This window comes from Streptomyces sp. NPDC000134 (assembly GCF_042899225.1).
Classification (GTDB): Bacteria; Actinomycetota; Actinomycetes; order Streptomycetales; family Streptomycetaceae; genus Streptomyces.
The window spans coordinates 437,720-459,333 of sequence record NZ_JBIAZN010000003.1; the positions used below are offsets into that span (position 1 = coordinate 437,720).

21 protein-coding genes and 1 rRNA gene are annotated in these 21,614 nt (G+C 72.2%); 6 read left to right on the forward strand and 16 right to left on the reverse strand.

The window, feature by feature from the left end; all coding sequences use genetic code 11:
* Positions 1-45: 45 nt before the first annotated feature.
* Positions 46-1,629, reverse strand: coding sequence for a helix-turn-helix domain-containing protein (locus tag ACFY32_RS06815; RefSeq protein ID WP_390673595.1), 1,584 nt, complete (start codon positions 1,627-1,629; stop codon positions 46-48).
* A gap of 254 nt (positions 1,630-1,883) precedes the next feature.
* Between ACFY32_RS06815 and ACFY32_RS06820 the strand changes: the two genes are divergently transcribed.
* Positions 1,884-2,597, forward strand: a complete 714-nt coding sequence (locus ACFY32_RS06820) for a DUF4232 domain-containing protein (protein WP_390673596.1) — start codon at positions 1,884-1,886, stop codon at positions 2,595-2,597.
* A gap of 55 nt (positions 2,598-2,652) precedes the next feature.
* On the opposite strand, the gene hemB is transcribed toward ACFY32_RS06820, so the two are convergent.
* Positions 2,653-3,645: a porphobilinogen synthase gene (gene hemB, locus ACFY32_RS06825; RefSeq protein WP_390673597.1), complete on the reverse strand. Its 993-nt coding sequence runs from the start codon at positions 3,643-3,645 to the stop codon at positions 2,653-2,655.
* A gap of 306 nt (positions 3,646-3,951) precedes the next feature.
* On the opposite strand from hemB, the gene ACFY32_RS06830 reads away from it, so the two are divergent.
* Together ACFY32_RS06830 and ACFY32_RS06835 are read left to right on the forward strand one after the other, a co-directional pair.
* Complete coding sequence (locus ACFY32_RS06830; protein WP_390673598.1) at positions 3,952-4,782, forward strand: Scr1 family TA system antitoxin-like transcriptional regulator; 831 nt, start codon at positions 3,952-3,954, stop codon at positions 4,780-4,782.
* A complete protein-coding gene (locus ACFY32_RS06835; protein ID WP_390673599.1) occupies positions 4,779-4,973 on the forward strand; it encodes a DUF397 domain-containing protein in 195 nt (64 codons plus the stop codon). Before ACFY32_RS06830 ends, ACFY32_RS06835 begins: the two co-directional genes overlap by 4 nt.
* A 34-nt stretch (positions 4,974-5,007) precedes the next feature.
* Here the strand turns inward: ACFY32_RS06835 and ACFY32_RS06840 are convergent, their stop codons facing one another.
* From ACFY32_RS06840 to ACFY32_RS06860, 5 genes are all read right to left on the reverse strand, one after another.
* Positions 5,008-6,717: a bifunctional uroporphyrinogen-III C-methyltransferase/uroporphyrinogen-III synthase gene (locus ACFY32_RS06840; protein ID WP_359189763.1), complete on the reverse strand. Its 1,710-nt coding sequence runs from the start codon at positions 6,715-6,717 to the stop codon at positions 5,008-5,010.
* Positions 6,714-7,673, reverse strand: coding sequence for a hydroxymethylbilane synthase (gene hemC / locus ACFY32_RS06845; protein WP_190207589.1), 960 nt, complete (start codon positions 7,671-7,673; stop codon positions 6,714-6,716). The genes ACFY32_RS06840 and hemC overlap by 4 nt, the downstream gene beginning before the upstream one ends.
* Positions 7,670-9,367, reverse strand: coding sequence for a glutamyl-tRNA reductase (locus ACFY32_RS06850; RefSeq protein ID WP_359189766.1), 1,698 nt, complete (start codon positions 9,365-9,367; stop codon positions 7,670-7,672). The genes hemC and ACFY32_RS06850 overlap by 4 nt, the downstream gene beginning before the upstream one ends.
* A complete protein-coding gene (locus tag ACFY32_RS06855) occupies positions 9,364-10,122 on the reverse strand; it encodes a redox-sensing transcriptional repressor Rex (protein ID WP_359189769.1) in 759 nt (252 codons plus the stop codon). Before ACFY32_RS06855 ends, ACFY32_RS06850 begins: the two co-directional genes overlap by 4 nt.
* A gap of 274 nt (positions 10,123-10,396) precedes the next feature.
* Entirely contained in the window at positions 10,397-10,684 is a 288-nt protein-coding gene (locus tag ACFY32_RS06860; RefSeq protein ID WP_359189771.1) for a glutaredoxin family protein, read from the reverse strand.
* 105 nt (positions 10,685-10,789) lie between these two features.
* On the opposite strand from ACFY32_RS06860, the gene ACFY32_RS06865 reads away from it, so the two are divergent.
* The 3 genes from ACFY32_RS06865 to ACFY32_RS06875 all read left to right on the forward strand — a co-directional run bounded on the left by ACFY32_RS06865 (position 10,790) and on the right by ACFY32_RS06875 (position 14,273).
* Positions 10,790-11,713: an HAD family hydrolase gene (locus tag ACFY32_RS06865; protein WP_390673600.1), complete on the forward strand. Its 924-nt coding sequence runs from the start codon at positions 10,790-10,792 to the stop codon at positions 11,711-11,713.
* Between the two features lie 315 nt (positions 11,714-12,028).
* Complete coding sequence (locus tag ACFY32_RS06870; RefSeq protein WP_359189777.1) at positions 12,029-12,808, forward strand: ECF subfamily RNA polymerase sigma factor, BldN family; 780 nt, start codon at positions 12,029-12,031, stop codon at positions 12,806-12,808.
* 220 nt (positions 12,809-13,028) lie between these two features.
* Positions 13,029-14,273, forward strand: coding sequence for a DUF5667 domain-containing protein (locus ACFY32_RS06875; RefSeq protein WP_390673601.1), 1,245 nt, complete (start codon positions 13,029-13,031; stop codon positions 14,271-14,273).
* A 66-nt stretch (positions 14,274-14,339) separates the two neighbouring features.
* On the opposite strand, the gene ACFY32_RS06880 is transcribed toward ACFY32_RS06875, so the two are convergent.
* The 9 genes from ACFY32_RS06880 to rrf form a co-directional block, all read right to left on the reverse strand.
* Complete coding sequence (locus ACFY32_RS06880) at positions 14,340-15,392, reverse strand: lysophospholipid acyltransferase family protein (RefSeq protein WP_359189782.1); 1,053 nt, start codon at positions 15,390-15,392, stop codon at positions 14,340-14,342.
* 14 nt (positions 15,393-15,406) lie between these two features.
* On the reverse strand, positions 15,407-16,468 hold the full coding sequence (locus ACFY32_RS06885) for an NAD-dependent epimerase/dehydratase family protein (RefSeq protein WP_359189785.1): 1,062 nt from the start codon (positions 16,466-16,468) through the stop codon (positions 15,407-15,409).
* A 236-nt stretch (positions 16,469-16,704) separates the two neighbouring features.
* Entirely contained in the window at positions 16,705-16,803 is a 99-nt protein-coding gene (locus tag ACFY32_RS06890; protein ID WP_003948845.1) for a 30S ribosomal protein bS22, read from the reverse strand.
* A gap of 154 nt (positions 16,804-16,957) precedes the next feature.
* The gene (locus ACFY32_RS06895; RefSeq protein WP_320783200.1) at positions 16,958-17,167 is read right to left on the reverse strand and encodes a helix-turn-helix domain-containing protein; all 210 of its coding nucleotides are present in this window, start codon (positions 17,165-17,167) and stop codon (positions 16,958-16,960) included.
* Positions 17,168-17,296: 129 nt separating this feature from the next.
* Entirely contained in the window at positions 17,297-18,211 is a 915-nt protein-coding gene (locus ACFY32_RS06900; protein ID WP_390673602.1) for a phosphatase, read from the reverse strand.
* A gap of 125 nt (positions 18,212-18,336) precedes the next feature.
* Positions 18,337-19,512 (reverse strand): acetoin utilization protein AcuC, encoded by a 1,176-nt coding sequence (locus ACFY32_RS06905; protein ID WP_359189792.1) that lies wholly within the window; start codon positions 19,510-19,512, stop codon positions 18,337-18,339.
* On the reverse strand, positions 19,463-20,713 hold the full coding sequence (locus ACFY32_RS06910) for an MFS transporter (protein ID WP_359189795.1): 1,251 nt from the start codon (positions 20,711-20,713) through the stop codon (positions 19,463-19,465). The genes ACFY32_RS06905 and ACFY32_RS06910 overlap by 50 nt, the downstream gene beginning before the upstream one ends.
* A gap of 94 nt (positions 20,714-20,807) precedes the next feature.
* Positions 20,808-21,452: an HAD family hydrolase gene (locus ACFY32_RS06915; RefSeq protein ID WP_359189798.1), complete on the reverse strand. Its 645-nt coding sequence runs from the start codon at positions 21,450-21,452 to the stop codon at positions 20,808-20,810.
* A 71-nt stretch (positions 21,453-21,523) separates the two neighbouring features.
* Positions 21,524-21,614 (reverse strand): 5S ribosomal RNA (rrf, locus tag ACFY32_RS06920); the annotation flags it as partial.

Genomic DNA, 21,614 nt, shown 5'->3' on the forward strand with positions numbered 1-21,614 from the left:
GATCACCTTACGTCGCACGGCCGTTGGCCCGCCCGCCGGTTCCGCTCACTCGCCGTCGAAGTGGTCCCACTTGGTGCCGCCCAGCATCCACCCGTAGTAGTCCTTGCCCGCGGCGCTGGTCCGGAACGGCTTGCCGTGGTCGTCGATCCGGACGGTGCCCGAGCGGGTCCCGCTGGACCAGTCCAGCTCCAGGTACCAGCGGACGTCGTGCCCGCTGGTGTGCGCGGTGACGAAGAAGACCTCGGGGTCGGACTCGCTCACCTTGTACGGGAAGTCCCGATGCCCGTTGATCGGCGTCGCCATGGGGTTGCCCAGGTCGAGGGAGACGTCGAAGGACTTGGTGCCCACGCCGCCGCCGCAGCCGACGCCCATCGTGTACCGGTTCCAGTCCAGCGGCGCCCCGCTGCCCACGACCCGGACGTGCAGGCCCCGCAGGACGACGGTCTGCGTGCCGGTGCCCTGCACGGTGAGCGCGACCTGCTGCCGGTCGGCGGCGACGGCCCCGAGCGGGGTGAGCCAGCCGACCGCGTCCTGCATGGGGGGCGGCTCGGGTACGTTCTCCGGGCTGCGGTCGATCAGGAAGTCCTGCTCGCAGGGTACGTCCCAGTAGTACGGCGTGGTCTGCACGATGACCGGCGTGCCCGCTTCCCCGGCCCCGGCGGCCGGGGCGGCCGGGTCGGCCCGGCCGGCGGTGGCCTCGGGCTTCCCGGCCCCGGACGGCGAGGCGGAGGCCCGGCCGCTCGCGCTGGCGCTCGCGCTGGGCGACTTCGACCGGGCACCGGCGGACGGCGAGGCCGGGGCCGAGGCGGACTCCGACGCCCGCGGGGACACGGTCGCCTCGGCGACCGCGCCGGCCGGCCCCTTGTCACCGGTACCCCCGCCCGGCAGCAGCGCCACGACGAGCGCGACGGCGGCGGCGACCCCGACCCCGGCCCCGCCGTACAGAGCGGCCCGCCGCCGCACCCGCCCGCCCTCGCCGCGCGGGGGGCCACCTACGACGGTGACGGGACCGGACTCGTCCGACGGGTCGTCAACGGGCCGGACAGATGCGGCACTTGCATCCCCGCCGGCAACGGTACGTACGTCGCCGGTGCGGGCGGCACCTACGTCCCCGGCAGGGGCGGTACGCACATCCCCGGCAGGGACGGTACGTACGTCCCCGGCACCGCGCTCCCCGGCGCCCTCGGACGCCGCGTCGGCCCCGGGCTCGGGCGGCGCTTGGGGCGCTGTTCCGGGCGCCGCACCCGGCGCCGCCTGAGCCGCCGCTCCCGCGACCCTCACCGCTTCCGATGCCGCCCCCGCGCCCCCGGCCGCAGCCGCCTCCGCCACTCCCGCCGCACCGGCCACTCCCGCCGCACGGGCCGCACCGGCCGCCGGTTCCGGCTTCACCCCCCGCAACGCGTCCGCGCGGAGCCAGCGGCGGTGGAGTTCGAGCAGTTCCTCGGGGGTCGCCCGGCAGAGCCGCGCCAGTCGCTCCACGGGCGCGAACTCCGCCGGGACGACCTCCCCCTTCACATACCGGTGCAGCGTGGACGCGCTCATGTGCAGCCGCTTGCCCAACACCCCGTAGCTGAGCCCGGACCGCTCCTTCAGCTCCCGCAGCAGTCCAGCGAAGTCGTCCCCCGCCACTGTCCCTCCCACTCCCCGAATCCCCGTATCCCCGTACTCACGTCCCCGCGGGCCGTCCCAGAGGGAAGACGTTCCCGCAGGTCAGGCCGTTCCCGGCATCCCAGTGTCCCGTAAAGGCCGGCAGCGCTGGCGAGCGGCACGGCCGCTGCCCCAGGCTGAGACCAGTCAAGCAGCCGCTCCCGGCAAACGGTCGAGCGGCCTGTACCAGCCACGTAACTCACCACGTAACTCACCACGTGACCCAAGGGGGACCCATGTCCGCACGCACCACCCGCATCCGCCTGTTCGCCGCTTCCACGGTGGCGCTGGCCGCGCTGTCGCTGACGGCCTGTGAGGACGGCGCGGACCTGGGTTCCGCCGCCGCGACCTCCGCCCCGACCGCCACCACCGAGGTCTCCGCCTCCCCCGAGGCCAAGCCCGACGCGGAGTCCGACGCGCAGTCCGGCACGGACCAGGACACCGGCGCGCGGAAGACCGACGGCTCGCACGCCTCCCCGAACGCCGGCGGCGCGAAGAAGGACGACACCTCCGCCCGGACCGGCACGGGCACCGCCTCGGACAAGCCCGGCAAGTGCTCCGCCTCCGACGTGCGGATCACCGCCACGGAGGTCTCCCGCCCGATCAACCACCTGCTGCTGACGGCCACCAACACCGGCTCGTCGACCTGCTACCTGCCGGCGTACCCGATGGCCCGGTTCGGCGAGGCGCAGGCCGTGCCGCCGGTGGTGGCGGACTCCCAGCCGCAGGCGGTGACCACCCTGGCCCCCGGCAAGTCCGGTTACGCGGGCGTGCTGACGTCCGCCGGCGACGGCAGCGGCACCGGCGGCTACACCGCGAAGACCCTCACGGTCCCCTTCGACAACGGTTCCATCGCCACCGTGGCCCTGCCCGCGGACGGCGTCTACGTCGACAGCTCCCTGAAGGTCACCTACTGGCTGACCTCGATGGGCGAGGCCCTCAGCCACTGAAGAGCACGTACGCCCTGCCTGGCCCGCCCGCCGGGGCGGGCCAGGGCACGCGGGCTCAGCGCAGCGTGCGGGCGACCTCGGTCGCCCAGTACGTCAGGATGTTGCGGGCGCCCGCGCGCTTGATGCCGGTGAGCGATTCCAGGATCGCCCGGTCGCGGTCGATCCAGCCCTTCTCGGCAGCGGCCTCGATCATCGAGTACTCACCGGAGATCTGGTACGCGGCGACGGGCACGTCCACCGCGTCCGCGACCCTGGCGAGGATGTCGAGGTAGGGCCCGGCCGGCTTGACCATCACCATGTCGGCGCCCTCCACCAGGTCCAGCGCCAGCTCGCGCAGCGCCTCCCGGACATTGGCGGCGTCCTGCTGGTAGGTCTTGCGGTCGCCCTTCAGCGAGGACCCGACGGCCTCCCGGAAGGGTCCGTAGAAGGCGGAGGCGTACTTCACGGTGTACGCGAGGATCGCGACGTCCTCCCGCCCGATCTGGTCGAGCGCGTCCCGGATGACGCCGATCTGCCCGTCCATCATCCCGCTGGGCCCCACGACGTGCGCGCCGGCGTCGGCCTGCACCTGGGCCATCTCGGCGTACCGCTCCAGGGTCGCGTCGTTGTCGACCCGCCCCTCGGAGTCCAGCACCCCGCAGTGCCCGTGATCGGTGAACTCGTCGAGGCACAGGTCGGACATGACGAGCAGCTCGTCCCCGACCTCGGCCCGCACATCGCGCAGGGCGACCTGGAGAATCCCGTCGGGATCGGTGCCGGCCGTGCCGAGGGCGTCCTTCTTGTCCTCCTCCGGCACGCCGAACAGCATGATCCCGGAGATCCCGGCCGCCACCGCCTCGGCGGCCGCCTTCTTCAGCGTGTCCCGCGTGTGCTGCACCACGCCGGGCATCGCCGCGATCGGCACCGGCTCGCTCACGCCCTCGCGCACGAACGCGGGGAGGATGAGGTCGGCGGGGTGCAACCGGGTCTCGGCGACCATCCGACGCATGACGGGCGTGGTCCGCAGCCGCCGGGGGCGGGTACCGGGAAAGCTTCCGTACGTCGACATACCACCTACGCTACGCCCGCACCGCCCGTGCCTTTGCCGACGCGGAGTCGGCCACTGAATCCGCCGAATCAGCCATGAGCGGACCCTCGCAGAGCACAGACGTCCCCCGAGAAGCATTCGCCGACCGGGCGGCAGCGGATGGACGAGGAAGTGGGCGTATCGGGCGGACAGTTCGAGGACGGTCGTCATCCCGGCGCCCCGGTCAGGACCAGGTCAGTTCGCAGTCCCGGGGAAGCGATTCACGTCACAGAGCGTGTCGGAACGTGCGTACCCTGTGAAGTGAGTGCCGACGCGAGGGTGGTGGACATGAGCGAGTGGGACGCGGGTCCGGAGGACGACGAGGCGGGGGCGGTGATCAGGACGGTGGCCCGGCAGTTACGCCTGTGGCGTGAGTCGGCGGGCCTGTCCCGCCCCGACTTCGGGGCGGCCATCGGCTACGGCGAGGAACTCATCGCCTCCGTCGAACGCGGGCGACGCATCCCCCGCCCCGAGTACCTGGACCGCGCGGACGAAGTCCTGGGCGCGAACGGCAAGATCGCCGCGCTGAAGGAGGACGTGGCGGAGGTCCGGTACCCGAAGAAGGTGCGGAACCTCAAGAAACTGGAGGCGGACGCGACCGAGCTGTGCGCGTACAACAACTCCGTGATCCATGGGCTGTTGCAGACGGAGGAGTACGCACGGGGTGTCTTCAGTGCGCGCCGCCCGCCCTTCCCGGCGGAGGAACTGGACCGGCGGCTGACGGCCCGCGTGGCTCGCCAGAACATCCTTGAGGAGGCGCCGCTCCGGGTTTTCAGCTTCGTGCAGTGCGAGTCCACCCTCCGCCGCAGCATCGGGGGAAGGGCGGTCCTCTGCCGACAGCTCGAACACCTGCTGGAGATCGCCGCGTTGCGCAACGTCGACCTCCAAGTGCTGCCCCTGGACCGCGACGAGAACTCGGGCCTCGCCGGATCATTCAGGTTGCTCCGCCTCCAGGGCGGCACCACGGTCGGGCACGTCGAGGTGCAGCACATCAGCCGTGTGATCACCGATCCGAAAGAGGTCCAACTCCTCGACATGCGCTATGGGATCATCCGGGCACAGGCTCTCAGCCCCCGGGAGTCGACAGCCCTCATCGAGAAGGTACTGGGAGAGACATGACGCCGGAGTGGATAAAGAGCAGCTACAGCACGGACGAGGGCCCCGACTGCGTCGAGATCGCCACCCCCGCCCACGACCACATATGGGTACGTGACTCGAAGGCCCCGCATCGAGGCCACCTGGCCATCGGTTCCGCCGCCTGGACGCGCTTCCTGCCGTACGCCGGGACCACACCCCCGGACAACGGGTGAGACGAGGCGCCCGGCGAGGGCGCCTCGTCCTGTGTCACGTCGTCGTGGAGCGGCGTCTGCGGGCACCCGGACGGCGTTCGCTCGGCCGCGTCACCGGGTCGCCGGCCTCGATGGCCGCCGCGCGGCGCCGCGTGCCGAAGTCGGCGAGGGCCTCCGCCAGCTTCATCACCGACGGCTCGGGGGCCATGACGTCGACCCGCAGCCCGTGTTCCTCGGCGGTCTTGGCCGTGGCGGGGCCGATACAGGCGATCACCGTGACGTTGTGCGGCTTGCCCGCGATGCCGACCAGGTTCCGCACCGTGGACGACGAGGTGAACAGCACCGCGTCGAAGCCGCCGCCCTTGATCGCCTCGCGGGTCTCGGCCGGCGGCGGCGAGGCCCGTACCGTCCGGTAGGCGGTGACGTCGTCGACCTCCCAGCCCAGCTCGATCAGCCCGGCGACGAGGGTCTCCGTGGCGATGTCGGCGCGGGGCAGGAAGACACGGTCGATCGGGTCGAAGACCGGGTCGTAGGGCGGCCAGTCCTCCAGCAGCCCGGCTGCGGACTGCTCGCCGCTGGGCACCAGGTCGGGCTTGACGCCGAAGGCGATGAGCGCCTTGGCGGTCTGCTCCCCGACCGCCGCGACCTTGATCCCGGCGAAGGCGCGGGCGTCGAGCCCGTACTCCTCGAACTTCTCGCGGACGGCGCGGACCGCGTTGACCGAGGTGAAGGCGATCCACTCGTAGCGGCCGGTCACCAGACCCTTGACCGCCCGCTCCATCTGCTGGGGCGTGCGCGGCGGCTCGACGGCGATGGTCGGCACCTCGTGCGGGACGGCGCCGTAGGACCGCAATTGGTCGGAGAGCGAGGCCGCCTGCTCCTTGGTCCGCGGCACGAGCACCTTCCAGCCGAACAGCGGCTTGGACTCGAACCACGACAACTGGTCGCGCCGGGCGGGGGCGGAACGCTCACCGACCACGGCTATCACCGGCCGGCCGCCGTCCGGGGACGGCAGCACCTTGGCCTGCTTCAGGGTCTGCGCGATGGTGCCGAGCGTCGCCGACCAGGTGCGCTGCCGGGTCGTCGTGCCCGCGACCGTGACGGTCATCGGGGTGTCCGGCTTGCGGCCGGCCGAGACCAGCTCGCCCGCGGCGGCGGCGACCGAGTCCAGCGTCGCCGACACCACCACCGTGCCGTCGGAGGCGCCGACCTCGGTCCAGCACCGGTCGGAGGCGGTCCGGGCGTCCACGAACCGGACGTCCGCGCCCTCGGCGTCCCGCAGCGGCACACCGGCGTAGGCGGGCACGCCGACCGCGGTCGCGACCCCGGGGACCACCTCGAAGGGCACCCCGGCGGCGGCGCACGCCAGCATCTCCTCGGCGGCGTACGCGTCGAGCCCGGGGTCCCCGGTCACCGCACGCACGACCCGCCTGCCGCCCCGCGCGGCCTCCATGACAAGATGTGCGGCATCCCGCACGGCGGGGACGCCGGCGGTTGTCGACGCGCCGTCAACAACCGTCAGTTGAGGCGTGCCTGTGCCCGGGAGCGGATGCCCGGCGGGGTCCGCGTCCGTGTGCACCTCGGCGACGCCCTGCCTGGCGTGCGTGCGTACGACGTCGAGCACCTCGTGCTCGGCGACGAGGACGTCCGCGTGCGCCAGTGCCTCCACGGCGCGCAGAGTCAGCAGTCCCGGATCTCCGGGTCCGGCACCCAGGAAGGTGACGTGCCCGTGTTCCGGACCGGCGGGAAGGGTGGTGGGGCTCAATGTTCTCGCTCCCCCATCAGACCGGCCGCGCCCTGGGCGAGCATCTCGGTGGCGAGTTCGCGACCGAGTGCCAGTGCCGCCTCGTGCGTCTCGGGCACGGGACCGGTGGTGGACAACTGCACCAGCGTCGAGCCGTCGGTGGTGCCGACGACGCCGCGCAGGCGCATTTCCTTGACAATCTGCCCGTCGGCCAGCAAGTCGGCCAACGCGCCCACGGGCGCGCTGCAACCGGCTTCCAGGGCGGCGAGCAGTGACCGCTCGGCGGTGACGGCGGCCCGCGTGAACGGGTCGTCGAGTTCGCCGAGCGCGGCGATCAGCTCCGCGTCGTGCGCGGGGCATTCGATCGCCAGGGCCCCCTGGCCGGGGGCGGGCAACACCGTGTCGACCGACAGGAAGTCGGTCACCTCGTCGATCCGGCCGATCCGGTTCAGCCCGGCGGCGGCCAGCACGACGGCGTCCAGCTCACCGCCGCGGACGTATCCGATGCGGGTGTCGACGTTGCCCCGGATCGGGACGGTCTCGATGTCCAGTCCGTGCGTCCGGGCGTACGCGTTCAACTGGGCCATCCGCCGGGGCGCGCCCGTACCGATGCGCGCCCCCCGGGGCAGGTCGGTGAACTTCAGCGCGTCCCGGGCGACGATCACGTCGCGCGGGTCCTCGCGTTCGGGTACGGCGGCCAGGACCAGGCCGTCGGGCTGCGCGGTGGGCAGGTCCTTCAGCGAATGAACCGCGAAGTCGACCTCACCCCGCAGCAGCGCCTCGCGCAGCGCGGCCACGAACACGCCCGTGCCGCCGATCTGCGCGAGCTGCTCCCGCGACACATCGCCGTACGTGGTGATCTCGACCAGTTCCACGGGCCGTCCGGTCACCTGGCTCACGGCGTCCGCCACCTGCCCGGACTGGGCCATGGCGAGCTTGCTGCGCCTGGTCCCCAGCCTCAGTGCCTTCTCAGTCATGCCGGCCCTCGGTTCTCTCCGGTGGTGCTGTTCCCGGCCCGGGAGACGGAGGCCACCGTCTCGGGGTCGAGGTCGAACAGGGTGCGCAGCGCGTCCGCGTACCCGGCGCCGCCGGGCTCGGCCGCGAGCTGCTTGACCCGCACGGTCGGCGCGTGCAGCAGCTTGTCGACCACGCGCCTGACGGTCTGCGTGATCTCGGCGCGGTGCTTGTCGTCCAGGCCGGGCAGCCGCCCTTCGAGGCGGGCCATCTCACCGGCCACGACCTCGGCGGCCATGCTGCGCAGGGCGACGACGGTCGGGGTGATGTGCGCGGCCCGCTGGGCGGCCCCGAAGGCGGCGACCTCGTCGGCGACGATCCGCCGGACCTGGTCGACGTCGGCGGCCATGGGGGCGTCGGCGGAGGCTTCGGCGAGCGACTCGATGTCGACCAGCCGTACCCCGGCCAGTTGGTGCACGGCGGCGTCGATGTCGCGCGGCATGGCGAGGTCGAGCAGGAACAGCACGGGCCGCGGGCGCGGCACCTCGGCGACCGGCTCGGGCCGGCGCAGCTCGGGCACCCGGCCGGTGCTCGCGGCGGTGGCGGCCAGCGCGGCGATCAGCTCGGCGTCGCCCTCCGGGCCGGGGCGTCCGGACTCGCGGGTGCGGTCCGCTGCCGTGCCGCCGGCGACCCAGGCGGCGTGCTGCTCCAGCGCCGCCGCGTCCAGGCCGGCCACGGCGGCCTCCCCCATCACGGAGAAGCCGGTCGGTACGGCGGTCAGGTCGAGCGGGCAGCCCTCCTCGGCGGCGGGCGCCGGGGACTGCCCGGGGACGGTGGCCGTGCGGGACGCCCCGGTGACCGCGACGCGCTCGCCGGTGCGGTCCTCGACGGCGGCGACCACGGCGTCCGTGCCCAGGACCAGCCCGGTCGCGCCGGTGCAGGAGACGGCCACGTCGGCACGTGTCAGCTCGGCGGCGACGGCGTCCATGGCTACCGCGCGGGCGGTCACCCCGGTGTCGTCGCCCTCGGCGAGGATGCGGGCGAGGCGCTCGGCGCGCTCGAAGGTGCGGTTGGCGACCACGACCTCGGCGACCCCGGCCCGCGCCAGCGTGGCGGCGGCCAGCGAGGACATCGACCCGGCGCCGATGACCAGGGCCTTCTTGCCGCGGGCCCAGCTCCGCACGTCACCGCCGGCGGCCAGTTGCTCCAGGCCGAAGGTGACCAGGGACTGTCCGGCGCGGTCGATGCCGGTCTCGGAGTGGGCGCGCTTGCCGACCCGCAGGGCCTGCTGGAAGAGGTCGTTCAGCAGCTTGCCGGCGGTGTGCAGCTCCTGCGCCCGCGCGAGGGCGTCCTTGATCTGGCCGAGGATCTGCCCCTCGCCGACGACCATCGAGTCCAGGCCGCAGGCCACCGAGAACAGGTGGTGGACGGCCCGGTCCTCGTAGTGCACGTACAGGTACGGAGTCAGCTCTTCCAGGCCGACCCCGCTGTGCTGGGCGAGCAGCGTGGACAGCTCGGCGACCCCGGCGTGGAACTTGTCCACGTCGGCGTACAGCTCGATGCGGTTGCAGGTGGCCAGCACCCCGGCCTCGGCGGCCGGTTCGGCGGCGACGGTGTCCTGGAGCAGCTTGACCTGGGCGTCCGCGCTGAGCGAGGCCCGTTCCAGGACGCTGACCGGGGCGCTGCGGTGGCTGAGGCCGACGACGAGGAGGCTCATGCCGGCATCACGGCGGGCACGTCCCCGTCGGGTCCCTTGTCGGCGGCCTGCTTGCGGGCGGCGGGCCGGGCGACGGTGTCGGCGGCGGCCTCCTCGCCGGCCTTGCGCTGCTCGTGGAAGGCGAGGATCTGCAGCTCGATGGAGAGGTCGACCTTGCGCACGTCGACGCCCTCGGGCACGTTCAGCACGGTCGGCGCGAAGTTCAGGATGGAGGTGACGCCGGCGGCCACGAGCCGGTCGCAGACCTGCTGGGCGGCGCCGGCGGGGGTGGCGATCACGCCGATGGAGACGCCGTTGTCCTGGATGATCCGCTCCAGGTCGTCGGTGTGCTGCACGGGGATGCCGGCCACGGGCTTTCCGGCCATTGCCGGATCGGCGTCTATCAGCGCGGCGACCCGGAAACCCCGCGAGGCGAAGCCGCCGTAGTTGGCGAGCGCGGCCCCGAGGTTGCCGATTCCTACGATCACAACCGGCCAGTCCTGGGTCAGGCCGAGTTCGCGGGAGATCTGGTAGACGAGATACTCGACGTCGTAGCCCACGCCCCGGGTCCCGTACGAACCGAGGTAGGAGAAGTCCTTGCGCAGCTTCGCGGAGTTGACTCCCGCCGCTGCCGCCAGTTCCTCGGACGAGACCGTGGGCACCGAGCGCTCCGAGAGCGCGGTGAGGGCCCGGAGGTACAGCGGAAGCCGGGCGACGGTGGCCTCGGGAATCCCTCGGCTGCGGGTCGCCGGTCGGTGTGTTCGGCCAGTTGCCACGGTGCTCCTGCGGGTAGAGCGGGGCTGTAGGCGGTCATACGTCCCTACATGACCGCCCCGTCGAATGCAGGCTATGTCTTTGTGAACGCGTGCACAAAGATGGTGTCCGATTTGCCCGGCCAACGTGACCGGGGTCACGCGCCCCCGGCGCATTCGCGGGGAACCGGTGCGCCCGCACACGCGTTCCTCTCTCATTGGGGGCAAAGCCGCACACGCTCCTCACGATCAACGCCCCCGAGACCAAGTCGCCATCGATCCTAAGCGACCATCCGGACTACTCGGACTGGTCGGTCAGTGCCCTGCGCAGCCGTTCCTCGTTCACACGCCAGAAGGTGTGCTGCCTGCCGTCGATGAGCACGACCGGGATCTGCTCCCAGTACTCGTCGTGCAGGCGCCGGTCCTCGGTGATGTCCCTCGGCTCCCACCGGACGCCGAGTTCGGCGCAGACCTTCTCGACCACCTGCTGTGCGTCATCACACAGATGGCAGCCGGGCTTGCGGATGAGGGTGACCAGATGATGCTCAGGACGCGGCTGCGTCTTTCTGCGGAAGACGGGACTCATGCGGGCCATTCTCGCGTGTCCTTCGACGGCCCGGTCGCGCGAAGTTCACAGCCTCGCGACCTCTCGGCTCCGAAGTGTCCGAACAGACTGACTATGCTCACGAGCATGGCCGCTCTCGGATGGCTCACTCCCCGTAGGCGCTCCGCCACCGCGCGCAGCGTGCTGGCCGGCGAGGCCTCGGCTGAGGCAGCCCGCAAGTCCGCCCAGGACGCCCCCGCCCCGCACCCCGCCGAGGAACCGGACTTCCCGGTGCACGGCGACGAGCGGGCGGCCGCGTTCTTCGACCTCGACAACACGGTGATGCAGGGCGCCGCCCTCTTCCACTTCGGCCGAGGCCTTCACAAGCGCAAGTTCTTCGAGACCCGCGACCTGGCCCGGTTCGCCTGGCAGCAGGCGTGGTTCCGGCTGGCCGGCGTCGAGGACCCCGAGCACATGCAGGAGGCCCGCGACTCGGCGCTCTCCATCGTCAAGGGCCACCGCGTCTCCGAGCTGAAGTCGATCGGCGAGGAGATCTACGACGAGTACATGGCCGAGCGGATCTGGCCCGGCACCCGCGCGCTCGCCCAGGCGCACCTGGACGCGGGCCAGAAGGTCTGGCTGGTCACGGCCGCCCCGGTGGAGATCGCCCAGGTGATCGCCCGCCGCCTCGGCCTGACCGGCGCGCTCGGCACGGTCGCCGAGTCCGTCGACGGCGTCTACACCGGCAAGCTGGTCGGCGAGCCCCTGCACGGCCCGGCCAAGGCGGAGGCGGTGCGCGCCCTGGCGACGGCGGAGGGCCTGGACCTGGGCCGGTGCGCCGCCTACAGCGACTCGCACAACGACATCCCGATGCTGTCGCTGGTGGGCCACCCCTACGCGATCAATCCCGACGCGAAACTGCGCAAACACGCGCGGCGACTGGACTGGCGGCTGCGGGACTACCGCACCGGCCGCAAGGCCGCCAAGGTCGGCATCCCCGCGGCGGCCGGCGTCGGCGCGGTGGCCGGCGGAACGGCGGCGGCGATCGCCCTGCACCGCCGCCGCCACTGATCCGGGCCCGGCGGCCAATCCCTCTGGCGTACCCAGGGGACCGGGCACTCAGTCCCCCTGTCCTCACCCGAGCACGACACGCTCCGTAGCCAGCCGGAAGACGGACCGAACCGATCAGGAAACGGTCACTCTCAGACAGTCGATCGGGCGTCAATCGGTTACACAAGCGACGTAATCGATGATTTGAGCAACTGGGTGTAGCGGCACCTGTACGAAGCGTTATTCTCCTCAGACGCAATCCGGTACCCCTCCGTCGCTACGACGGGTGAACGGTCCCGCACTGCACGTGATGGAAGCTCTGCCTCTGGGAGTCCCGTGTACCCACACGTCGGGGTTGACGCCTCGGGCCTGGCTACGCTGCGCGCAACGGTCAAATCGGTCCAAGACCTGATGCGCGGCTTCGTCCCCACCGCGTACGCCGTCCCCGCCCTCGCCACGGCCACCGCCCCCGTCGGCCCGTGCTACGCGCTGACCGACGGCGGCGCCGCCGTCGGCAGACGCGGACGCGCGCCGGGGACGACCGTGCGCCGCCCCGCGGCGGACAGCGACAGCGCCCGCATGATGGACCTGGTCGAGCGCGCCCAGGCCGGCGAGGCCGACGCCTTCGGCCGCCTCTACGACCAGTACAGCGACACCGTGTACCGGTACATCTACTACCGCGTGGGAGGCAAGGCCACCGCCGAGGACCTGACCAGCGAGACGTTCCTGCGCGCCCTGCGCCGCATCGGCACCTTCACCTGGCAGGGCCGCGACTTCGGCGCCTGGCTGGTGACGATCGCCCGCAACCTGGTCGCCGACCACTTCAAGTCCAGCCGCTTCCGGCTGGAGGTCACCACCGGCGAGATGCTCGACGCCAACGAGGTCGAGCGCTCCCCGGAGGACTCCGTCCTGGAGTCCCTCTCCAACGCCGCCCTGCTGGACGCCGTCCGCCGGCTCAATCCCCAGCAGCAGGAGTGCGTGACCCTCCGCTTCCTCCAGGGCCTCTCCGTCGCCGAGACCGCCCGCGTGATGGGCAAGAACGAGGGCGCCATCAAGACCCTCCAGTACCGCGCCGTGCGCACCCTCGCCCGGCTGCTCCCCGACGACGCCCGCTGACCCCACCCCAAGTCACCAGCGGTGACGCACCGTTGACTCACCGGCCGGCTTGCCCGTCGTCCGTAACCCAAGTGCCGCGCCGCTCGTTGTGCGGGATGCAGGCTCCCTGTGGTCACACCCTGGCCGACTCCTGTCACACGTTCGTGTGGTCGTGGTCGGGGTGTGCAACCCTCAGGACCCCCTGGGGAGTCGACCGTGATGACGAGAGGAGGTGCCGCCAGTGATCGCGAACGTATCGGCGCACCGGCGGGCGAACGCCTTCGCCCAGGCTCTGGAGGAGCAGTCCGATCCGGACACGGCGGCCGAGCAGCCGGACACCCCGGCACCGGCCGAGGCCGCCGCGGACCCGACCGGACAAGGGCGGCTGGTAGCCCTGGCCGCCGGACTCGACGCGCTGCCGAGACCCACGCTGGACCCGGAGGTCAAGGCCGTCCAGCGAGCCCAGTTGGTGGCCGCGTTCGAGGCCATGCTCCAGGAGGGCACCGCCCAAGGCGAGGCGACCGACCCATCGGTGCCCGAGCAGCGCCGGTCCCGCGGCGCCCACCGGGCGACCCCGCTCAAGCGGTTCCGCCCCCGCAGCCGACTGGCCAAGGGGCTCACCGCGGGCGGACTCAGCGTCGGCGTCGCCGCCGGGGCCTTCGGCTCCATCGCCGCGGCCAGCACCGACGCCCTGCCCGGCGACTCGCTCTACGGGCTCAAACGCGGCATCGAGGACTTCAAGCTCGGCCTCGCCGACGGCGAGGCCGACCGCGGCCGGGCCTACCTCGACCTGGCGTCCACCCGGCTCAGCGAGGCCCGCCGGCTGCTGGAGCGCGACCGTGGCGGACTGCTCGACCACGAGTCCCTCGGCGAGATCCGCCGCGCCCTGACCGGCATGCGGCACGACGCCGCCGAGGGCCACCGGCTGCTCAGCTCGGCCTACGCCCGCGACCCCGACTCGCTCGGCCCCCTGCGGACCCTCTCCGCCTTCTCGCGCTCGCACCGCGAGACCTGGGGAGCCGTGCGCGACCGGCTGCCGGTGCAGCTCGGGGACGTCAGCGAGCAGGTGTCGTCGGTGTTCGACGCCATAGAGCAGGACGTGGCCCCGCTGCGCTCCCTGCTCCCCGAGCCGCCCGCCAAGGACAGCGGCGGCGACGGCGAGCGGCGCGGCGACTCCGGGCCCACGACCACGGACCCCCCCGGCAGCGGCCGTACGGCACCCCCCAGCACCGGCGGCGACGACACCCCCGAGCGCGGGCGGACCGGCAGCGACCGGCCCAGCCAGCCCGCCGAATCCGGCAGCGAGGACGACGGCCTGCTCGGCGGCGCCGGCGGCCTGCTCGACCCGCCGAAGGACAGCGCCCCCTCCTCGCCCACCGGCGGCAGCAAGAGCAAGACGCCCGTCCCCGAGCCGGACATCACCCTCCCGCCCCTCATCCCCGGCCTGCTGCCCGGCCTGGGCATCGAGGGCGAGGACCCGGAATGACCGGGTGAGGCATTCGCCGGTACGGCGGTGGGGACGAGCGCGTCTCCACCGCCGTACCGGCGTCTGTCAGAAGAACACCGACCGGCGCTGCACCAGCAGCTTGTACAGGGTGTGCTGGATCTGCTCCCTGACCTGGTCGGTCAGGTTGAACATCAGCATCGGGTCCTCGGCCGCCTCCGCCGGATGGTGGTCGGTGGGGATCGGCTCGCCGAACTGGATCGTCCACTTCGTCGGCAGCGGCACCGCGCCCAGCGGCCCGAGCCACGGGAACGTCGGCGTGATCGGGAAGTACGGGAAGCCCAGCAGCCGGGCGAGGGTCCGGGAGTTGCCGATCATCGGGTAGATCTCCTCGGCCCCGACGATCGAGCACGGGATGATCGGCGTCCCCGCGCGCAGCGCCGTGGAGACGAACCCGCCCCGGCCGAACCGCTGGAGCTTGTAGCGGTCCCCGAAGGGCTTGCCGAGCCCCTTGAACCCCTCCGGCATCACCCCGACCAGCTCCCCCTGGCCGAGCAGCTTCGCCGCGTCCTCCGCGCAGGCCAGCGTGTGCCCCAGCTTGCGCGCCAGCTCGTTGACGACCGGCAGCACGAACACCAGGTCCGCCGCGAGCAGGCGCAGATGCCGGCCCGCCGGATGGTGGTCGTGCACGGCGACCTGGAGCATCAGGCCGTCCAGCGGCAGCGTCCCCGAGTGGTTGGAGACGATCAGGGCGCCGCCCTCGGACGGGATGTTCTCCAGGCCCTTCACCTCGACCCGGAAGTACTTCTCGTACACCGGGCGCAGCAGGGACATCAGCACCTGGTCGGTGAGTTCGGCGTCGTAACCGAAGTCGTCGACCTCGTAGTCACCGGTCAGCCGGCGGCGCAGGAAGGACAGGCCGCCGGCGATCCGCCGCTCCAGGCCGCCGCCCGGGTCGTCGCCGTCGCCGTCCCGCCGGGGCCGCCCCGGTTCCCGCTCGGGCCCGGGGGCCCCGCCGGGCAGCGGCTGGATCTCATGTACCGGCGCGGGCTCCGCCCCGTCGGTGCGCCGGCTGCCCGCGCCCCGGCGCCGCGCCGGGCGCTGTGCCGCGCCGCCACGGGACCGGTCGTCGTCGAACGGAATGACCTTGGCGTCCGCCATCGTTGCTGCGCTCCTCAGTTGGCGCTCTGCGTCGGGAGGTGGCCGCTGCCCCCGGGGGACAGCGCCGCGATCCGGTCGACGGCCCCCGCGAGGGCCTCCGGCGGCAGCAGCCCGGGTCCTCGGCTGCGCGTGAAGTCCGCGAAGGTGTCCGCGGTGGTGTGCTTCGGCTCGAACCCCAGCGTCTCGCGCATCTGGGTGGTGTCCACGACCCGGCCGTGGGTGAGCAGCCGGATCTGTTCCGGGGAGAAGTCCGTCATCCCCAGCGTACGCACCAGGGAGCCCGCCCAGGTGACCGCGGGAAGCAGCAGCGGCACCGTGGGCCGGCCCAGGCGCCGCGAGCACTGGGAGAGCGTCAGCACACCGTCGCCGGCGATGTTGAACGTGCCGCTGTTGAGCGTGCCCCGGCGCGGCTCGTGCGAGGCGATCCGCAGCACCTCGATCACGTCGTCCTCGTGCACGAACTGCAGCCGGGGGTCGTAGCCGAACACCGTCGGCAGCACCGGCAGCGAGAAGTACGAGGCGAGCGGCGTGTCCGTGGCCGGACCCAGGATGTTGGCGAACCGCAGCACGCACACCGCGACGTCCGGCCGCCGGCGCGCGAAGCCCCGCACGTACCCCTCGACCTCGGCGATGTCCTTGGCGAAGCCGCCGCTGGGCAGCGACCTGGGCGGGGTCGTCTCGGTGCACACGGCCGGGTCGCGGGGCGCCGAACCGTACACATTGGTGCTGGACTTCACCACCAGCCGCCGCACGCTCGGGGACTTCTGGCAGGCGCCGAGCAACTGCATGGTGCCGATGACGTTGGTCTCCTTGACCGTGGTCCGGCTGCCGCTGCCGAGCGGGGTGCCCGTGACGTCCATGTGGACGACCGTGTCGGCGCCGGTCTCGGCGAGCACCCGCCCTATGGTGGGCTGCCGGATGTCGGCCCGGACGAATTCGGCGCCGCCCAGGTGGTGCTCGGGCGGGACCGCGTCCACGCCGATGACCCGGTCCACGTCGGGATCGCGCATCGCCCGCCGCACGAAACGGCCCCCCAGTCGACGCGCCACTCCGGTCACGAGCACGACCTTGCCCAAGATCAGCGCCTTCCTTCCGCCGGTGGAGCCGGAACGCCTTCTTCTGCGTACCCTGCCGCGTTCCCCGCCCGCGGGCCAACTTAGCGGGTCGGTGTCGCGCCACCAGGCCCGCCGAACGCACCACGCGCCGGAAGGACGCGGCACCGCGGACGGCGGACCGGCGGCGGAGACGACTGTGGCCCCCCACCGGTTCCGGTGGGGGGCCACAGTCACGCGCTCTCGCGGCGCCGCGTCGCCTACTTCTTGTTACGACGCTGGACGCGCGTGCGCTTGAGCAGCTTGCGGTGCTTCTTCTTGGCCATCCGCTTGCGCCGCTTCTTGATAACAGAGCCCACGACTACCCTCGCTCACTTCTCATCACTCGGTTGTTTGGGCGCCATGGGCCCACACGACCTACGAGGGCTTAGCCTACCCGCCCGAGCGCTGAGGTCGTAATCGAGGGGGCGGGAGAGGCCCGAAGCGTCCCCGGGGGCCTCTCCCTGATCACCGTCAGGCCGTGTCCACCCCCACGAAGCTCTCGCGGAGGTACTCGTGAACCGCATTCTCCGGGACGCGGAAGGACCGCCCCACCCGGATAGCGGGCAGATGACCGCTGTGCACCAACCGGTACACGGTCATCTTCGACACTCGCATCACCGAGGCGACCTCCGCCACGGTAAGGAACTGAACCTCGCTCAGAGGCCTCTGGTCTGCAGCCATGACACACCTGAACCCTTCGCACTCGACGGCCGCCGGCTTCCCCTTCCGGTGACTCTTCGTCGCTGCGTGCTCACTCCCCAATGTAGGGGCGGGTGATGCGAGTGGGGAAGAGGTGCACCCATCGGCGTCCTACTGGGACAGACACGCTCGTTTGAGTACGTAGCGGGTAAGCGGCAGGTAGTAATCGGACCGCACGCCGTCATCAAGTGGAACGACGACGGACACCGACCCCTCTGCCTGCCCCACGAAGAGCGCGGGGTCGTCCGCATCAGCCAGCCCGATGGCCTCGAACCCTAGCTGACCTGCTCCGCAGACCCATCCGTGGTCTCCGATCACCAGCTCCGGCAGCACCCCCGAGCCCTCCGCCGCACCCGCCAGCGCGGTACGAATCGGGAGGGGCGAGTGCGTGTGTGCGCCGGGCTCACAACCGGGGCGTTCCCCGGCGGGTTCCCGCACCAACGCGACACCTCGTACGTAGTCGAGGTTGTATGTACGTAGACCGAACCGGGTCGTTATGTCGACACGGCGACCCTGCGCGGGGGTGAGGACAACACATCCCGCCGCCGACAGGGCGTTCGCCAGCACGGCGTAGAAACCCAGGAGCCGATGGGGGTGTCCGGTGCCCAGGAGCACCGGGGCGCGGCGGCGGGCGGCGGCGGCGAGCCGGTCCGCGAAGTCGTCCAGCGCGGCCAGCGTGCGATCGGGGTCGATCACCTCGTGTCCCGAAGTATGCCGGGGATCGGCCGAGACACCACACTTCTCGGCCATCAGCCCGATCACGTCCCCGACCGTCCAGGCCCCCACGGGCTCGATCCCGAGCGTCACCCGGGGGTCCCGGGCCGCGAACGCCCGATACCTCCGCAGACTCGCCTCCCGCGAGGTCCCCACCACCCCCGCGATCCCCACCCGCACCACATAACCCCGAATCCCACCATCACCACCCATCCCCCCATCCTTCCCAACAAACCCACCCGCCCCCACCCAGCCAACCAGCCTGCGGGCATACGTGCCGCCCAGGGCGGCACGGGTGGGCGCAGGCGGCACCCCGCCACGCCGGGCCGCGCCCCCAACCCCTCGACGACAACGCCGCCCATCCGACAACACCGGCCCGCAGCCACACCCGGCCGTCAGCACCCGGCCGTCAGCACCCAGCCCTCAGCCGACACCCCTCACGCCAACAACCCCCGCAACGGAAACACCGCCCGCCGCACCGCCAACACCGCCTGATCCACCCGATCCGCAGGGTCGTACCCCGCCTCCCACCCCTCCCACGACACCGGCCACCGCCCGTCCGTCATCCGCCCCGGCCCCATCCCCCGCGTCCGCGCGAACACCTCCGCCCGCCACGCCTCCGGAATCACCGCCTCCGGCGCCACCTCCCGCCCCGCCGCGATCCCCACCAGATGCGTCCACGACCGCGGCACCACGTCCACCACCGCGTAACCGCCCCCGCCCAGCGCCACCCACCGCCCCCCGGCGTACTCGTGCGCCAGCTCATGGCACGCCACCTGCACCGCCCGCTGCGCGTCCACCGACACCGCCAGGTGCGCCAACGGGTCCTCGAAGTGCGTGTCCGCCCCGTGCTGCGTCACCAGCACCTGCGGCCGGAAGGAGGCCACCAGTTCCGGCACCACCGCGTGGAACGCCCGCAGCCACCCCGCGTCCCCCGTCCCCGCCGGCAGCGCGACATTCACCGCCGACCCCTCCGCGTCCCCGGCCGCCCCCGTCTCCTCCGGCCACCCGGTCCCCGGGAACAAGGTCCGGGGATGCTCGTGCAGCGATACGGTCAGCACCCGCGGGTCCTCCCAGAACGCCGCCTGCACCCCGTCCCCGTGATGCACGTCGACGTCCACGTACAGCACCCGCTCGGCCCCCAGCTCCAGCAACCGCGCGATCGCCAGCGCCGCGTCGTTGTAGACGCAGAACCCCGACGCGGACCCGGGCATCGCATGGTGCAGCCCACCCGCGAAGTTCACCGCGTGCAGCGCCTCCCCGCGCCACACCGCCTCCGCCGCCGCCACCGACTGCCCCGCGATCAGCGCGGACACCTCGTGCATCCCGGCGAACGCCGGATCGTCGACCGTCCCCAGCCCGTACGACCCGTCCGCCGCCCCCGGGTCCGCCGACGCCGCCTTCACGGCCGCGATGTAGTCCTCCCGGTGCACCAGCCGCAGCGTCGACTCCCCGGCCGCCTTCGCGGCGACCACGTCCAGCTCCTGGTCCAGCCCGAAGGCCCCGACCAGCCCCCGCGTCAGCGCGAGGCGCACCGGGTCCATCGGATGGTCCGGGCCGAAGTCATAGCCCGTTACCGCTTCGTCCCACATAAGCCGTGCCCGACCGCTCATGCCCGCCACCGTATCGGTCGGGCCGAGTCTCGAACGACCGGGCGTACACGAGTGTCACCAGCACCAACACCATCGGCACGAGCATCGCCCCGCGATAGCTCCAGGCACCGCCGAGCGCCCCCACCAACGGCGAACCGATCAGAAACCCCACGTAGTTGAAGACATTCAGCCGCGCGATGGCCGCATCGGACCCCACGGACCCGTACTGGTCGAAGGCCCGCCGCCCGGCCGCCGCGAACGTCTGCGGCACCAGCACGCACAGCCCCAGCCCCAGCAGCGTGAACCCGCCCATCCCCACCCACGCCCCGGGCGCCCCCGCCACCACCGCGAACCCCACCGCGGCGGTCAGCGCCCCGCCCCGCACCACCGCCACGGCCCCGAACCGCCGCACCCCGAGGTCCCCGACCGCCCGCCCCAGCAGCGTGGTCACCATGTACACGTTGTACGGCACGGTCGCCAACTGCTCCGAACTGCCCAGCACGTCCTGGAGATACTTCGCGCTCCAGTTGGAGACCGTCGAGTCCCCGATGTACGCGAACGTCATCACCAGACACAGCGGCAGCAGCATCCGGAACCCGAGACTCCCACCCGCCGTCCCACCCGGCGCCGTCTCCACCGCCTCCCCCGCAGACTCCCCCACCGGCTCCCGGTCGACATACCACCGGCTCCCCACCAGCACCGCCGGCAACAGCACCGCCACCAGCGGCAGATACGACACCCAGAGCGCCAGCCCCCAGTGCGCCCCCGCCCACGCCAGCGAGGCGCCCAGAATCCCGCCCAGGCTGTAGGCCGCGTGGAACCCGAGCATGATGCTCCGCCCGTACGCCCGCTGCAAACTGACCCCGAGCATGTTCATCGAGGCGTCCAGCGCCCCGACCGCCAGGCCGAACGCGCCGAGCGCGCCGGCCAGTACGGCCATCCGGTCCCCCGCCCCGACCCCGAGCAGTGCCAGCAGCACCACCGGCTGGGACCACCGCAGGACCTGGCTGGGCCGCACCCGCCGCACCAGCTTCTCGGTCACCACGCTTCCCGCCCCGGCCAGCACGGGCACGGCGGCCAGGAACGCCGGCAGCAACGCGTCGGACACCCCGTACCGGTCCTGGATGGCCGGAATCCGCGTCACCAGCAGGGCGAACGCCGCACCTTGAGCGAAGAAGCCGAACGCCAGAGAAGCCCTGCCCCGCCGCAGCACATCCGTCATGGCGGCGAGCGTAGGTCCCCGGCCCACCCCTGAACAGATCCAGTCAAAGATGAATCCCGCTCAGCTTCCTTCTCCCGCCCGCTCTCCCGCCCGCTCACACCAGCAGGTCGGCCAGCTCGCCCATGTCGGCGAACAGCCGACCGGCCCCGGCCAGCCTCTCCGCCGGTGTCATCGCCGTGAACCCGAGGACGTCCATCCCGGCCGCGACCGCCGCCCGCACCCCGAGCGGACTGTCCTCGACGACGACGCACCGCTCGGGCGCCACGCCCATCCGCCCGGCCGCGTACAGGAACAGATCCGGCGCCGGCTTCCCCCGCCCGACATCCTCCGCGCTGAAGATCCGCCCGTCGTCGAACCACCGGTCCAGCCCGGTCTTCCGGTGCCCCACCCGTATCCGCTCATGGCTCCCCGAGGACGCCACGCAGTACGGCACCCCGTCCGCGGCCAGCTTCTCCAGCACCCCGACCACCCCGGGCACGGGCTCCAGATCCCGCTCGAAGGCCGCGAACACCCGCCCGTGGAAGACATCGTCGAAGTCCTCGGGGAGCCCCTGGCCGGTCCGCTCCCGGATCAGATCGTGAATCCGGTGCATGGCGGCCCCCATGTAATCCCGCAGGGAGTCCTCGTACGAGGTCGGGTGCCCCAGTTCCGTGAGATAGGCGGCCAGCAGCCGGTTGGAAATCGGCTCACTGTCGACGAGCACACCGTCGTTGTCAAAGATGACCAGGTCGTAGCGCATACCCCCGACAGTAAACGACCCGGAAAAACGAAAAGCCCCGCACCAGAAGGTGCGGGGCTTTCCCACAAATTGTTCGGCGGCGTCCTACTCTCCCACAGGGTCCCCCCTGCAGTACCATCGGCGCTGTAAGGCTTAGCTTCCGGGTTCGGAATGTAACCGGGC